Annotated in this window: 12 protein-coding genes; 10 read left to right on the top strand and 2 right to left on the bottom strand. The window is 71.2% G+C overall.

Going from position 1 to position 13,773, the window contains the following annotated elements:
* Positions 1-90: 90 nt before the first annotated feature.
* Entirely contained in the window at positions 91-1,245 is a 1,155-nt protein-coding gene (locus tag BKE38_RS14095) for a bifunctional 2-C-methyl-D-erythritol 4-phosphate cytidylyltransferase/2-C-methyl-D-erythritol 2,4-cyclodiphosphate synthase (RefSeq protein ID WP_076957941.1), read from the bottom strand.
* A gap of 137 nt (positions 1,246-1,382) precedes the next feature.
* Between BKE38_RS14095 and dusB the strand changes: the two genes are divergently transcribed.
* From dusB to BKE38_RS14145, 10 genes are all read left to right on the top strand, one after another.
* Entirely contained in the window at positions 1,383-2,486 is a 1,104-nt protein-coding gene (gene dusB, locus BKE38_RS14100) for a tRNA dihydrouridine synthase DusB (RefSeq protein WP_076957942.1), read from the top strand.
* Entirely contained in the window at positions 2,483-3,631 is a 1,149-nt protein-coding gene (locus BKE38_RS14105) for a two-component system sensor histidine kinase NtrB (RefSeq protein WP_083747544.1), read from the top strand. The genes dusB and BKE38_RS14105 overlap by 4 nt, the downstream gene beginning before the upstream one ends.
* Positions 3,628-5,067 (top strand): nitrogen regulation protein NR(I), encoded by a 1,440-nt coding sequence (gene ntrC / locus BKE38_RS14110; protein WP_076957944.1) that lies wholly within the window; start codon positions 3,628-3,630, stop codon positions 5,065-5,067. The genes BKE38_RS14105 and ntrC overlap by 4 nt, the downstream gene beginning before the upstream one ends.
* Positions 5,068-5,077: 10 nt before the next feature.
* On the top strand, positions 5,078-7,429 hold the full coding sequence (locus BKE38_RS14115; protein ID WP_076957945.1) for a sensor histidine kinase NtrY-like: 2,352 nt from the start codon (positions 5,078-5,080) through the stop codon (positions 7,427-7,429).
* Entirely contained in the window at positions 7,419-8,819 is a 1,401-nt protein-coding gene (gene ntrX, locus BKE38_RS14120) for a nitrogen assimilation response regulator NtrX (RefSeq protein WP_076957946.1), read from the top strand. The genes BKE38_RS14115 and ntrX overlap by 11 nt, the downstream gene beginning before the upstream one ends.
* 125 nt (positions 8,820-8,944) lie before the next feature.
* A complete protein-coding gene (locus tag BKE38_RS14125; protein ID WP_076957947.1) occupies positions 8,945-9,817 on the top strand; it encodes a D-amino-acid transaminase in 873 nt (290 codons plus the stop codon).
* Positions 9,814-10,488, top strand: a complete 675-nt coding sequence (locus BKE38_RS14130) for an HAD family hydrolase (RefSeq protein ID WP_076957948.1) — start codon at positions 9,814-9,816, stop codon at positions 10,486-10,488. The genes BKE38_RS14125 and BKE38_RS14130 overlap by 4 nt, the downstream gene beginning before the upstream one ends.
* 122 nt (positions 10,489-10,610) lie before the next feature.
* Positions 10,611-10,964 carry an RNA chaperone Hfq gene (gene hfq / locus BKE38_RS14135; RefSeq protein WP_076957949.1) on the top strand — a complete coding sequence of 118 codons (354 nt, stop codon included), beginning with the start codon at positions 10,611-10,613 and terminating at the stop codon, positions 10,962-10,964.
* A 25-nt stretch (positions 10,965-10,989) separates the two neighbouring features.
* A complete protein-coding gene (gene hflX / locus BKE38_RS14140; protein ID WP_106409214.1) occupies positions 10,990-12,297 on the top strand; it encodes a GTPase HflX in 1,308 nt (435 codons plus the stop codon).
* A 10-nt stretch (positions 12,298-12,307) separates the two neighbouring features.
* Entirely contained in the window at positions 12,308-13,138 is an 831-nt protein-coding gene (locus BKE38_RS14145; RefSeq protein ID WP_076957951.1) for an inositol monophosphatase family protein, read from the top strand.
* A 181-nt stretch (positions 13,139-13,319) separates the two neighbouring features.
* On the opposite strand, the gene BKE38_RS14150 is transcribed toward BKE38_RS14145, so the two are convergent.
* Positions 13,320-13,773: MazG nucleotide pyrophosphohydrolase domain-containing protein (locus BKE38_RS14150; protein WP_278247623.1), on the bottom strand; the 454-nt coding region annotated here is incomplete at its 5' end.

Below are 13,773 nucleotides of genomic sequence, written 5' to 3' on the forward strand. Positions count from 1 at the left end.
CGTGGACATGGCAATCAGACAGAAAAAAGAAGGGGTCCAGGGGAATTCATTCCCCTGGTCTGCCTCTGTCTTCTCTGTCTCGTCTTCTCTTTACTCCGAAGGCACCAGCAACGACGCAGCCGCCTGGGCCGCGATGCCTTCGCCGCGGCCGGTGAAGCCCAGCTTCTCCGTCGTCGTCGCCTTCACCGACACCCTCGTCACCGGGATCCCCAGCAGTTCCGCCAGGCGGGCGCGCATCGCTTCCGAGTGGGGCGTGATCTTGGGCTTCTCGCAGATCAGCGTCACGTCGACATGCGTCAGGATCGCGCCGCGGGCGGCGACGCGGCTGGCGGCGTGGCGCAGGAAGCGGGCGCTGTCGGCGTCCTTCCACTCGGCCTCGCTGGGCGGGAAGTGGCGGCCGATATCGCCCTCGGCCAACGCGCCGTAGATGGCGTCGCACAGGGCGTGCAGCCCGACATCGGCGTCGGAATGGCCGTCCAGGCCCAGCGGGCTTGGGATGGTCACGCCGCAGAGCACGAGGGGGCGGCCTTCCACCAGGCGGTGGACGTCGAAGCCGGTGCCCGTGGCGGGCAGGTAGCGGGGCAGCAGGGCGGCCTCGGCGCGGGGCAGGTCTTCCGGATATGTCACTTTGAGGTTGGTCTCCGAACCGGGCAGCAGGGCGACGGGCAGGCCGGCGGCTTCGAGCAGGGCGGCGTCGTCGGTGGCCTCTTGCCCGGCGGCGCGGTGCGCGTCCAGCAGGGCCGCGAAGCGGAAGGCCTGCGGCGTCTGCGCGCGGTAGAGGTTGTCGCGCGGCACGGTCTTCCGGATGGCACCGTCCTGGCCCAGCTTCAGCGTGTCGCTGACCGGCTGGGCGGGGATGGCGCCGGGATGGGTCTCCAGCGCGGCGAGCAGCGCCGGGATGGTGCCGCGCGGCAGGATCGGGCGGGCGCCGTCATGGACGAGCACCAGGGCAGGGGGCTCGGCCAGGGTGGCGAGCGCCTCGAGGCCGGCGCGGACGCTGGCCTGGCGCGTGGCACCGCCCTCGACCGCAGGCAGGCAGGGCAGGCCCGCCAGGATGCTCTCGACGGTCGCCGCCTCGCCGGGCGGGACGACGGGGAGAAGCAGATCCACCGCGCCGTCGGCCAGCAGCGCCTCGGCGGCGTGGCGCAGCACGGGGCGGCCGAGCAGCGGCAGATATTGCTTCGGCCGGTCGGCGCCGAAGCGCTGGCCGCGGCCGGCGGCCATCAGAAGGGCAATCACGGGCATGGCCCGGACCCTATCCGCGACCGGGCCCGCGCGACAGGGGGGGTGCCCGCCTTGCGCCGGGCGCGGGCCGGCTGTGCCGCAAGCCTGGGCGGTTGCGCATGGACGCGACGGTCGGCAGCGACTAGATTGCCCAAATCATGAGCACCGCCCCCAGCTCCCCCCCGGTCTCTTCCCCGGCCGAGACGCCTCGGCTGAAGCCGATCATGGTCGGGCCGATCCGCATCGACGCGCCGGTGATCCTGGCGCCGATGTCGGGCGTCTCCGACCTGCCGTTCCGCCGGCTGTGCCGCGAGCTGCAGGCGCCGATGGTGGTCAGCGAGATGATCGCCAGCCAGGCCATGGTGCGGGAGAACAGGCAGACCCGGAAGATGGCCGAGGTCGACGGCTTCGGCGGCCCGACCAGCGTGCAGCTGGCCGGCTGCGACCCCACAGTGATGGCCGAGGCGGCGAAGCTGGTGGTCGACCAGGGTGCCGCCATCGTCGACATCAATTTCGGCTGCCCGGTGAAGAAGGTCGCGATCGGCCAGCAGGCCGGCAGCGCGCTGATGCGCGACGAGATCGGCGCCGCCCGCATCCTCGAGGCGGTGGTCAAGGCGGTGCCGGTGCCGGTGACGCTGAAGATGCGCATGGGCTGGGACCATTCCAGCCTGAATGCCCCGCGCCTGTCGAAGATCGCCGAGGAATGCGGCATCAAGCTGATCACGGTGCATGGCCGCACCCGGCAGATGCTCTACACCGGGACCGCCGACTGGGCCTTCGTCGCCAGGGTGAAGGCGGCGATCGGCCTGCCGGTGATCGTCAATGGCGACATCCTGACGCCGGAGCATGCCGCCGAGGCGCTGCGCCAGTCCGGCGCCGACGGCGTGATGATCGGCCGCGGCTGCTATGGCCGGCCCTGGCTGCTGGCCCGCACCGCCGCCTATCTGACCACCGGCGAGGACCTGCCGGAGCCGGATCTCGCGACGCAGTACCGGGTGCTGCTGCAGCACTACCATTCGATGCTGGAGCATCATGGGCTGCATCCGGGCGTGCGCCTCGCCCGCAAGCACCTGGCCTGGTATTCCAAGGGCCTGCCGGGCTCGGCCGAGTTCCGCGTCGCCGTCAACCGGGCCGAGACGCCGGAAGCCGCGCTCGCCCTGCTCGCCGAATTCTACCTGCCGCTGATCGAGCAGGGGGTCGAGGCGGTGCGCGATTCCTACCGCGAGGCGGGCGAGGCCGAAGGGGACCAGCTGGCGGCATGAACACCCCCGTCGCCTCGCGCCGGCCGATGCGCGGCCTGGAGGGCAGCCCGGCCCTGCCGGATTCGGTCGCCCTGATGGCCGCCCTGCCGGTGCCGGTGGTGCTGCTCGACGCCGGCAACCGCTTCCGCTTCGCCAACCCGGCGGCCGAGCAGTTCTTCCAGCTCTCCGCGGCCAATCTGGCGCAGATGGGGCTGGCGGAGCTGATCCCGCCCGACAGCCGGCTCTTCGCCCTGGTCGACCAGGTGCGGTCGCTGGACGCGCCGGTCTCCGACCATGACCTGACGCTCGACAGCCCGCGGCTGCACCGCACGGGCGTCACCGTGCACGGCGCGCCGCTGCCGGAGCTGTCGGGCGCCGTGCTGCTCAGCCTGCAGGACGGCAGCAAGGCGCAGAAGCTGGACCGCCAGCTGAACTTCCGCGGCGCCGCGCGCGGCGCCTCGGCGATGGCGGCGATGCTGGCGCATGAGGTGAAGAACCCGCTGTCCGGCATCCGCGGCGCGGCGCAGCTGCTGGAGCAGTCGGCCAGCGAGGAGGATCGGGAGCTCTGCACCCTGATCCAGGACGAGGCCGACCGCATCCGCCACCTGGTCGAGCGCTTCGAGATGTTCTCCGAGCGCCCGGTGGAGCGCGCCCCGGTCAATATCCATGAGGTGCTGGACCACGTCCGCCGCATCGCCGGCCGCGGCTTCGCCAGCCACCTGCGCATCGTCGAGGATTACGACCCCTCGCTGCCGCCGGTCTATGCCAACCGCGACCTGCTGGTGCAGATCCTGCTGAACCTGGTGAAGAACGCCGCCGAGGCGGTGGACCCCCAGGCCGGCGAGATCCACCTGTCCACCGCCTATCACCACGGGGTGCGCATCGCCGTTCCCGGCTCGCGCGAGCGGGTGCACCTGCCGCTGCAGGTCAGCGTGCGCGACAACGGCCCCGGCATCCCGGAGGAGGTCGCCTCGACCATCTGGGAACCCTTCGTCACCACCAAGCGCGGCGGCCAGGGTCTGGGCCTGGCGCTGGTGGCCAAGCTGGTCGCCGATCAGGGCTCGCTGATCGAATGCGACACCCGCCCCGGCCGGACGGTCTTCCGCCTGTCCCTGCCGATGCCGCCCGCCGACCTTCCCGCCCCGCGCAAGACACGAGACGAATGACCGAGACCCGCACCATCCTCGTGGCCGACGACGATCGGGCCATCCGCACCGTGCTGTCCCAGGCGCTGGGGCGCGCCGGCTACACGGTGCGCGCCACCTCCTCCGCCGCCACGCTGTGGCGCTGGGTGGAGGAGGGCATCGGCGACCTGGTGATCACCGACGTGATCATGCCGGACGAGAACGGGCTGGACCTGGTGCCGCGCATCAAGCGGGTGCGGCCGGAGCTGCGCGTCGTCGTCATGTCGGCGCAGTCGACCTTCATGACCGCGGTCAAGGCGGCGCAGCGCGGCGCCTTCGAATACATGCCCAAGCCCTTCGACCTGAAGGAGCTGCTGGCCGTCGTCTCCCGCGCGCTCACCGCGCCGGCCGTGGCCGTGCCGCAGGAGGAGGAGGCCGAGGGCGAGCGCCTGCCGCTGATCGGCCGCTCGGCGGCGATGCAGGAGATCTACCGCACCGTCGCGCGGCTGACGACGACCGACCTGACGGTGATGATCACCGGCGAGAGCGGCACCGGCAAGGAGCTGGTCTCCCGCGCGCTGCACGATTACGGCCGCCGCCGCACCGGGCCTTTCGTCGCCATCAACATGGCCGCCATCCCGCGCGAGCTGATCGAGAGCGAGCTGTTCGGGCATGAGCGCGGCGCCTTCACCGGCGCGCTGTCGCGCGGCGTCGGCCGCTTCGAGCAGGCGGCCGGTGGCACGTTGTTCCTCGATGAGATCGGCGACATGCCGCCCGAGGCGCAGACCCGGCTGCTGCGCGTGCTGCAGGAGGGCGAGTTCACCACGGTCGGCGGCCGCAACCCGATCAAGGCCAATGTCCGCATCGTCGCCGCGACCCATCGCGACCTGCGCCAGGCGATCCGCCAGGGCCTGTTCCGCGAGGATCTCTTCTACCGGCTGAACGTGGTGCCGATCCGGCTGCCGCCGCTGCGCGAGCGCGCCGAGGACATTCCGCTGCTGGCCCGCCATTTCCTCGACCGCGCCAAGGCTGCCGGCCTGCCGGGCAAGCAGCTCGACCAGGGCGCGGTCGACCGGCTGCGCCAGCATTCCTGGCCGGGCAATGCGCGCGAGCTGGAGAACCTGATGCGGCGGCTCGCCGCGCTCTACCCGCAGGAGGTGATCGGCGGCGACGCCGTGGCCAACGAGCTGGCCGAGGCCGAGCCGGTCGCCGAGATGGAGGCCCGCGCCTCGGAGACGCTGGAGCAGGCGGTGGAGCGGCATTTGTCCAGCTTCGTCGCCGCGCAGAAGGACGGCCTGCCGGTGCGCGACCTCTATGAGCGGGTGCTGGCCGAGGTCGAGCGGCCGCTGCTGCGCCTGGCGCTGGCCGCCACCCGCGGCAACCAGATCAAGGCCGCCGCCATGCTCGGGCTGAACCGCAACACGCTGCGCAAGAAGATCCGGGAGCTGGACCTGCCGGTGGTGCGCGGCCTCTCGTGAGCCCCCGCGCATGACCTCCGGCCCGGCCGAGACCGGCGAGGGCCGCGCGCCGTCCCGCCGCTCCCCGGCGCGGCGGCTGCTCGACCTGCTGCTCGGCCGGGCGATGACCCTGTCGCTGGCGATCGGCGCCCTGCTGCTGGGCATCGGCACCTTCACCCTGCTTTCCGGCGGCAGCCCCTTCGGCCCGACCAAGCCGGGGCAGGTGGTGGCCATGGTGCTGGTCAACGCCGCCTTCCTGCTGCTGCTGATCGTCTCGCTGACGGCGCGGCTGGTGCGGGTCTGGGCCGAGCGCCGGCGCGGCTCGGCAGGTTCCCGGCTGCATGTGCGGCTGGTCATGCTGTTCAGCGTGGTCGCCGTCGTGCCGGCGCTGCTGGTCGCGGTCTTCGCCGCCGTCTTCTTCAACCTGGGCATCCAGGCCTGGTTCAGCGACCGCGTCCGCGACACGCTGGAGGCCAGCCTGGTCGCCTCCCGCGCCTATCTGGACGAGCACCGCAACACCATCCGCGCCGATGCGCTGGCCATGGCCGCCGACCTTAATCGCGCCGGCCGGCTGCTGGACGAGAACCAGTATGCCTTCGCCCAGATCCTGGCGACCCATACGGCGCTGCGCGGGCTGACCGATTCCGTGGTCTTCGAGCCGCTGCTGAACCGCGTGGTCAGCCATGCCGGCCTGACCACCACCACCGTGCTCGACCCGCTGCCGGCCTGGGCCACCGAGCTCGCCCGCAACGGCGAGGTGGCGGTGCTGCCCGGCGAGTCGGAGGAGGGGCGGGTGCGCGCGCTGGTCGAGCTCGACATCGGCCAGGGGCTGATGCTGCTGATCGGCCGCCCGGTCGATCCCGGCGTCATCGAGCACATGCGCCGCACCGAGCTCGCCTTCCAGCAATATGACGAGCTGGACCGCAACCGCGGCGGGCTGCAGGTCACCTTCGCGCTGATCTTCGCCATCGCCGCCCTGCTGGTGCTGATGGCCGCCGTGCTGATCGGCCTGGTCATCGCCAACCAGATCGCGCGCCCCCTGTCGCGGCTGATCGTCGCCGCCGAGCGGGTGCGCAGCGGCGACCTTTCGGTCCGCGTCGCCGAGGGCGCGGCCGAGGACGAGGTCGGCACCCTCAGCCGCGCCTTCAACCGCATGACCAACCAGCTGGCCGCCCAGCGCAGCGAGCTGATGGAGGCCTATCGCCAGATCGACGAGCGCCGCCGCTTCACCGAGACGGTGCTCTCCGGCGTCTCCGCCGGCGTCATCGGCCTCGATGCCGAGGCGCGCATCAACCTGCCCAACCGCTCGGCCAGCGAGCTGCTCGGGCTGGAGCTGGAGGCGGGGCTCGGCCAGCCGCTGGCCGAGGTCGCGCCCGAGTTCGCGACCCTTCTGGAGCAGGCCCTGGCGCAGCCCGAGCGCACGCGCACGGCGGAAATCCGCATCGGCGCCGCCAATGAGCGCCGCACCCTGCTGGCGCAGATCGGCGCCGAGCTGCAGCGCGGCCAGGTGGTTGGCTTCGTCATCACCTTCGACGACATCACCGAGCTGCTCTCGGCCCAGCGCAAGGCGGCCTGGTCCGACGTCGCCCGCCGCATCGCGCATGAGATCAAGAACCCGCTGACGCCGATCCAGCTCTCGGCCGAGCGGCTGAAGCGGCGCTATCTGAAGCAGATCACCAACGACCCCGAGACCTTCGTCGCCTGCACCGACACCATCGTCCGCCAGGTCGGCGATATCGGCCGCATGGTCGATGAATTCTCGGCCTTCGCCCGCATGCCGCAACCGGTGATCCGCCCCGAGCCGATCGACCAGGTGGCGCGCGAGGCGCTGATCCTGCAGCAGAACGCGCATCACGACGTCACCTTCACCACCCGCATCCCCGAGGCCGCGCCGCGCATCCCCTGCGACCGCCGGCTGATCGGCCAGGCCCTGACCAACCTGCTGGCCAATGCCGCCGACGCCGTCGTCATGCGGGTCCAGGCGGAGGCGGGCGAGGGCACCGAGCAGCCTGAGCCAGGCCGTATCACCCTCTCCGTCGAGGAGGCCGAGGACTGGGTCACCCTGGCGGTCGAGGACAATGGAATCGGTCTCCCTCAGGGCGAGGAGCGCGAGCGCCTCACAGAACCGTATGTGACGCACAAGCCGAAAGGGACCGGCCTTGGTCTTGCCATCGTGAAGAAGATCATGGAGGACCACGGGGGCAGGCTGTTGCTGACCGAGCGGGAAGCGACCGATGGTCATCCGGCCCGCGGCACCCGCGCCGCCCTGGTCCTGCCGCGGCGCAGCGCGGCGCCGGGCCCGCATGCGGGCGCGGGCACTGCAAGCCCCAATCCGGGGGCGGACTTGACTGGAAGAACGGAGATGCAGCGGCATGGCGCATGATATCCTGATCGTCGACGACGAACCGGACATCCGCGCGCTGATCGAGGGCATCCTCTCGGATGAAGGCTACGACACGCGGGTCGCGCAGAATTCCGACGCCGCCCTGACCGCCTTCCGCGCCCGCCGGCCCAGCCTCGTCATCCTCGACATCTGGCTGCAGAATTCCCGCCTCGATGGCCTCGGCATTCTGGAGGCGATGCAGCGCGACGACGCCTCGGTGCCGGTGGTGATGATCTCCGGCCACGGCACCATCGAGACCGCCGTCCAGGCGATCCAGCAGGGCGCCTACGACTTCATCGAGAAGCCCTTCAAGTCCGACCGCCTGCTGCTGATCGCCGAACGCGCGCTGGAGGCCGCCCGCCTCAAGCGCGAGGTCAGCGAGCTGAAGCTGCGCGCCGGCGCCGAGACGGAGCTGCTCGGCGCCTCGCCCCAGATCGCCCAGCTCCGCGGCGCCATCGAGCGGGTGGCGCCGACCGGCTCCCGCGTGCTGATCGCTGGGCCCGCCGGAGCCGGCAAGGAAGTGGCCGCCCGCATGATCCATGCGAAGTCGCGCCGCGCCGCCGAGCCTTTCGTGGCGTTGAACTGCGCGACCCTCAACCCGGCCCGCTTCGAGGAGGAGCTCTTCGGCGTCGAGGCCGGCGCCGACGCCCAGGCGGCGCCGCGCCGCGCCGGCGTGCTGGAACGTGCCCATGGCGGCACCCTGCTGCTCGACGAAGTGGCCGACATGCCGCTGGAGACGCAGGGGAAGATCGTCCGCGCGCTGCAGGAGCAGGGCTTCGAGCGCGTCGGCGGCGCGACGCGCGTCAAGGTCGATGTCCGCGTCATCGCCACCACCAACCGCGACCTCGCCGCCGAGATCGCCGGCGGCCGCTTCCGCGAGGATCTTTTCTATCGGTTGGCCGTCGTGCCGCTGCGCGTCCCCGCGCTGCGCGAGCGCCGCGAGGACGTCCCCGTCCTCGCCCGCCACTTCATGGCCCGCTCCGCCGAGACCTCCGGCGTGCCGGCGCGCGAGCTGTCGGAAGACGTCCTCGCCGCCATGCAGGCCTATGACTGGCCGGGCAATGTCCGCCAGCTGCGCAACCTGGTCGACTGGCTGCTGATCATGGCGCCAGGCGGGGCAGGGGAGCCGATCCGGCCCGAGATGCTGCCGCCGGAAGTCGGCTCGGCAGCACCCGCCGCGCTGAAGCTCGACCGCTCCAGCGAGATCATGACCCTGCCGCTGCGCGAGGCGCGCGAGCTCTTCGAGCGGCAATACCTCGAGGCCCAGCTGCTGCGCTTCGGCGGCAATATCAGCCGCACCGCCAACTTCGTCGGCATGGAACGCTCGGCGCTCCACCGCAAGCTGAAGTTCCTCGGCGTTCAGGCCGAGGACAAGGCCGCGCCGGCATAAAAGAAAGCAAGGCTGGGGGAAGGTATTCCCCCAGACCCCCATCTATTTCTGCCAGACAGGCCATTGCCGCGGCAGCGCTTAAGCGCAAACCTGTCAGCCACCACACCAGCACGAGAGACCAGGGCATGTCCCGCATCGCCTATGTGAACGGCCGCTATGTCCCGCAGCGCGACGCCAGCGTGAACGTCGAAGACCGCGGCTACCAGTTCGGCGATGGCATCTATGAGGTCGTCCACCTCTACAATGGCCGCTTCATCGACGAGGACCGGCACCTCGACCGGCTCGAGCGCTCGCTGCGCGAGATCCGCCTGCCGATGCCGCTGACCCGCGCGGCGCTTTCCACCGTGCTGCTGGAAGTCGCCCGCCGCAACCGCGTCACCGAAGGCCTGCTCTACATGCAGGTGACCCGCGGCGTCGCCCGCCGCGACCATCCGTTCCCCGCCAAGCCCGTGCCGCCGGCGCTGGTCATCACCGTCAAGCGCATCCCGGCCTACCCGGCCAGCATCGAGAACTGGGGCGGCGCCGCCATCACGCTGCCCGACCTGCGCTGGGCCCGCCGCGACATCAAGAGCGTCAACCTGCTGCCCAATGTCCTGGCCCGCCAGGCCGCGCGCGAGCAGGGCGCCATCGAGGCCATCCTCTACGAGGAAGCCACCGGCACCATCACCGAGGGCGCCGCGACCAGCTTCTGGATCGTCGACGCCTCCGGCGCCATCCGCACCCGCGCGCTGTCGCATGCCATCCTGCCCGGCTGCACCCGCGGCGCGCTGATGGCCGAGCTCAAGGAAGCCGGCATCGCCTGGGACGAGCGCGACTACACCCTCGAAGACCTGAAGCAGGCGCGCGAGGCCTTCATCACCTCCGCCACCTCCTTCGTGAAGCCGATCCTGAAGATCGACGGCACCCCCGTCGGCGACGGCAAGCCCGGCCCGGTCACCCGCCAGCTCTTCGACATCTTCGCCCGCCACGTGAAGGGCCCGGCCCGGAACGCCGCGTGAGCCAGGCCCTGCTGCCCCGCCCGACCGCCATCCTCTGGGATTGGGACAACACCCTGGTCGATGCCTGGGCCGGCGTGCAGGCGGGGATGAACGCGGCGCTGCGCGGCTTCGCCATGCCGGAATGGACGGTCGAGGAGGTGAGGGCGCGCGCCCGCCTGTCGCTGAAGGACGCCTTCCCGGCGATCTTCGGCGCCGACTGGGAACGCGCTCGCACCCTCTTCTACGCCGAGGTCCGCGCCCGCCACCTCGACGTGCTGAAGCTGCTGCCCGGCACCATCGAGGCACTGGACGCCGCGCGGGGCTTCCCGCTCGCCGTCGTCTCCAACAAGCAGGGCCCGATCCTGCGGGCGGAGGCCGAGCATCTCGGCTGGACCGGCCGCTTCGGCGCGCTGGTCGGCGCCGGCGATGCCAAGGCCGACAAGCCCGCCGCCGATCCGGTGCTGCTGGCGCTGCAAAAGCTCGGCGTCGCCCCGGGCCCCGCGGTCTGGTTCATCGGCGACACCGGCGTCGACATGCAGGCGGCGCGGGCCGCCGGCTGCAGCGCGGTGCTTCTTGGCGATGCATCCCATGACGGCGGGGCCGCCTCCGTGGCGAAGGATGCGGCATTCGCAGACGGCCATGCGCTGGCAGCCTGCCTGCACGGCCTTGCCAAGACCCCCCTGCCTGCGTGATCTTGCGGGCGAACCGGCGGGCAGCCCCGCACGCCGGGGCGAAGCCCTGCCCGCTGTCCGGACGCTGACGCCGGCCGGCATCCAAGAGGCTGGCTCGCCAAGAAAAAGAAGGACCGAGCCTTATGGCCGCCGAGAAGTCCCAGAACGTGCAGGACGTGTTCCTGAACCACGTTCGCAAAAGCAAAACTCCTGTGACCATCTTTCTGGTCAATGGTGTCAAGCTTCAGGGTATCATCACCTGGTTTGACAACTTCTCCGTCCTGCTCCGCCGGGACGGTCACACCCAGCTGGTCTACAAGCACGCCATCAGCACCGTCATGCCGGGCGCGCCGATCATGCTGTTCGATGCCGCCGCCGCCGGCGCCGGTGCCGCCCCCGCCCAAGGCGCTGCCCAGGGCACCGGCACGGTGCAGGTGACCCGTGAAGGCACCATGACACTGCAACGCGAGGTCAATCCTGTCGGCTCCTCCGACTGACAATGCCGCCGCCGGCGGCAAGCCCATGCTTGCCGCCGTGCTGCTGCCGCATGAACGCCCCCAGCGCCCTGCCGGCGCCGAGGGGGTCCTGGCCTTCCCCGAATCCCGCGCCGCCATTCGGGCGGCCGAGGCGCGGCTGGCCGAGGCCGTGGGGCTCACCGCCTCGATCGGCCTGACCATCGTCCACAGCGCGGTCTTCCCGCTGCGCGCCCGGCGTCCCAGCACGCTGCTGGGCGAAGGCCAGGTCGAGGCCGCGCACCAGGCGATCGAGGAGAACCAGGTCGGCGTCGTCGTCGTCGACGCGGCGCTCACGCCGGTGCAGCAGCGAAACCTGGAACGCGCCTGGGGCTGCAAGGTCATCGACCGCACCGGCCTGATCCTGGAGATCTTCGGCGAGCGCGCCCGCACCAAGGAAGGCACGTTGCAGGTCGAGCTGGCGCATCTGGAGTACCAGCGCACCCGGCTCGTCCGGTCCTGGACCCACCTTGAGCGCCAGCGCGGCGGCTTCGGCTTCCTCGGCGGCCCCGGTGAATCGCAGATCGAGATCGACCGCCGCCTGATCGGCGAGCGCATCGTCAAGCTGAAGCGCGAGCTGGAGCAGGTGCGCCGCACCCGCGGCCTGCACCGCGCGGCGCGCACCCGCGTGCCGTTCCCGGTGGTGGCGCTGGTCGGCTACACCAATGCGGGCAAGTCGACGCTGTTCAACGCCCTGACCGGCGCCGGCGTCTACGCCCAGGACCAGCTCTTCGCCACGCTCGATCCGACGATGCGCGCAATCAAGCTGCCGAGCGGCCGCACGGTGATCCTGTCAGACACGGTGGGCTTCATCAGCGACCTGCCGACCCAGCTGATCGAGGCCTTCCGCGCCACGCTGGAAGAGGTCGCCGCCGCCGACATCATCCTCCACGTCCGCGACGTCGCCCACCCGGACACCACCAGCCAGCGCAACGACGTCGTCGAGGTGCTGAGCGAGATGGCCGAGGGCCCCGACCCGGCGCTGGACGAGAACTGGCCGTCCCGCACCATCGAGGTGCTGAACAAGGCCGACCTGCTGGGCGGCGTCGCCGGCGTGCCCGGCGGCGATCACGCGGCCTCGGTCGCCGTCTCGGCGCTGACCGGCGAGGGGCTGGACCCGCTCCGCGCCGCGCTCGACGCGCGCCTCGCCGCCGGCATGGAGACGGCCGAATACCGCCTGCCGCCCAGCGACGGCGCGCGCATCGCCTGGCTCTACCAGCATGGCGAGGTCCTGACCCGCGAGGATGGCGAGGAGACGATCCACCTGACGGTGCGCCTGTCCCCCGCCGATCGCGCCCGCTTCGAGCAACCTGGCTGATCGGATCCCGATGCGCTTCACCACGACCGAGGCGAGCGCGCTCGCCGAGACGCTCCGCGACGCCGCGCGCAGCGAAATCCTGCCGCGCTTCCGCCGCCTGGTGCCGGGGGCCATCCGCGCCAAGTCCGGCCCGCTGGACCTGGTGACCGACGCCGACGAGGCGGCCGAGCGCCAGATCACCGCGGCCCTCCAGGCCCGCTACCCTGGCTGCCTGGTGGTGGGCGAGGAGGCTTCGGCCGCCGACCCGACCTTGCTCGGCAAGTTGGCCTCGGCCGACCTCGCCTTCGTCGTCGACCCGGTCGACGGTACGGCGAACTTCGCCGCCGGTGTGCCGCTGTTCGGCTGCATGGCCGCGGCGGTGGTGAAGGGCGAGGTTGTCGCCGCCTGGATCCACGACCCGATGGGCGACGACACCGCCATCGCGCTGCGCGGCGAGGGCGCCTGGATCGAGGCCCCCGACGGCCACCGCCACGACCTGAAGGTCGCGGCCCCGGCGCCGCTGAACAAGATGATCGGCGCCGTCAGCTGGACCTGGATGGCGGAGCCCGTCCGCAGCCAGGTCACCGCCCGCCTGCCGCGCCTGGCCGGTGGCGTGCAGTTCCGCTGCGCCGCGCATGAGTACCGGCTGATCGCCTCCGGCGGGGCGCATCTGGTGGTCTACAACCGCCTGATGCCCTGGGACCACCTGCCGGGCTGGCTGCTCCACCGCGAGGCCGGCGGCTACAGCGCCCGTTTCGATGGCAGCGAATACCGGCCTGACCATACCGGGGGCGGGCTGATCGCGGCGCCGGACAAGGCGTCGTGGGTCGAGATCAGAGAAGCTCTGCTCGAAGGCCTTTAAAATATAGAGCAGGGGTAGGCCAGGGGAATGAATTCCCTTGGACCCCTTCTTTTTTCTGGCAGACTGCCGTGTCCACGTGACGACCGTACGTGAAACGTCTCGGCAGCAGCGCGACCTTTACTTAAGCATCATAGAATAGAAAGAAGATGGGGGTTTGGGGGAATTCATTCCCCCAACCTTCTTAGCCTTTCTTCTCGTCTTTCTTTACTTCTTGCCACGCATCTTCCATCCGCTGCAGCCCCGCATCGGCCAACGAGACGCCCGACGCCGCCAGGCGGATCTCCACCGCCGTGAAGCGGCGTTCGAACTTGGCGTTGGCGCCGCGCAGGCAATCTTCCGGGTCCAGCTCCAGCTTGCGGGCCAGGTTGGCCAGCACGAAGAGCATGTCGCCCAGCTCGTCCGCCATGCGGGCGCGGTCGGCGGCGGGCAGCTCGGCCTTCAGCTCGGCCACTTCCTCGTCCAGCTTGTCCAGCACCGAGGCGGCGTCGGGCCAGTCGAAGCCGACGCGGGCGGCGCGGCGGGTCAGCTTCTGGGCGCGGGTGAGGGCGGGCAGGGCGGTCGGAATGCCGGCCAGCGTCCCGGTCTCGGCACGGGCCTGGCGCTCGGCCTGCTTCTGCTTCTCCCAGGCCTCGTTC

Source organism: Teichococcus deserti (assembly GCF_001982615.1).
In the GTDB taxonomy this organism is placed as follows: domain Bacteria; phylum Pseudomonadota; class Alphaproteobacteria; order Acetobacterales; family Acetobacteraceae; genus Pseudoroseomonas; species Pseudoroseomonas deserti.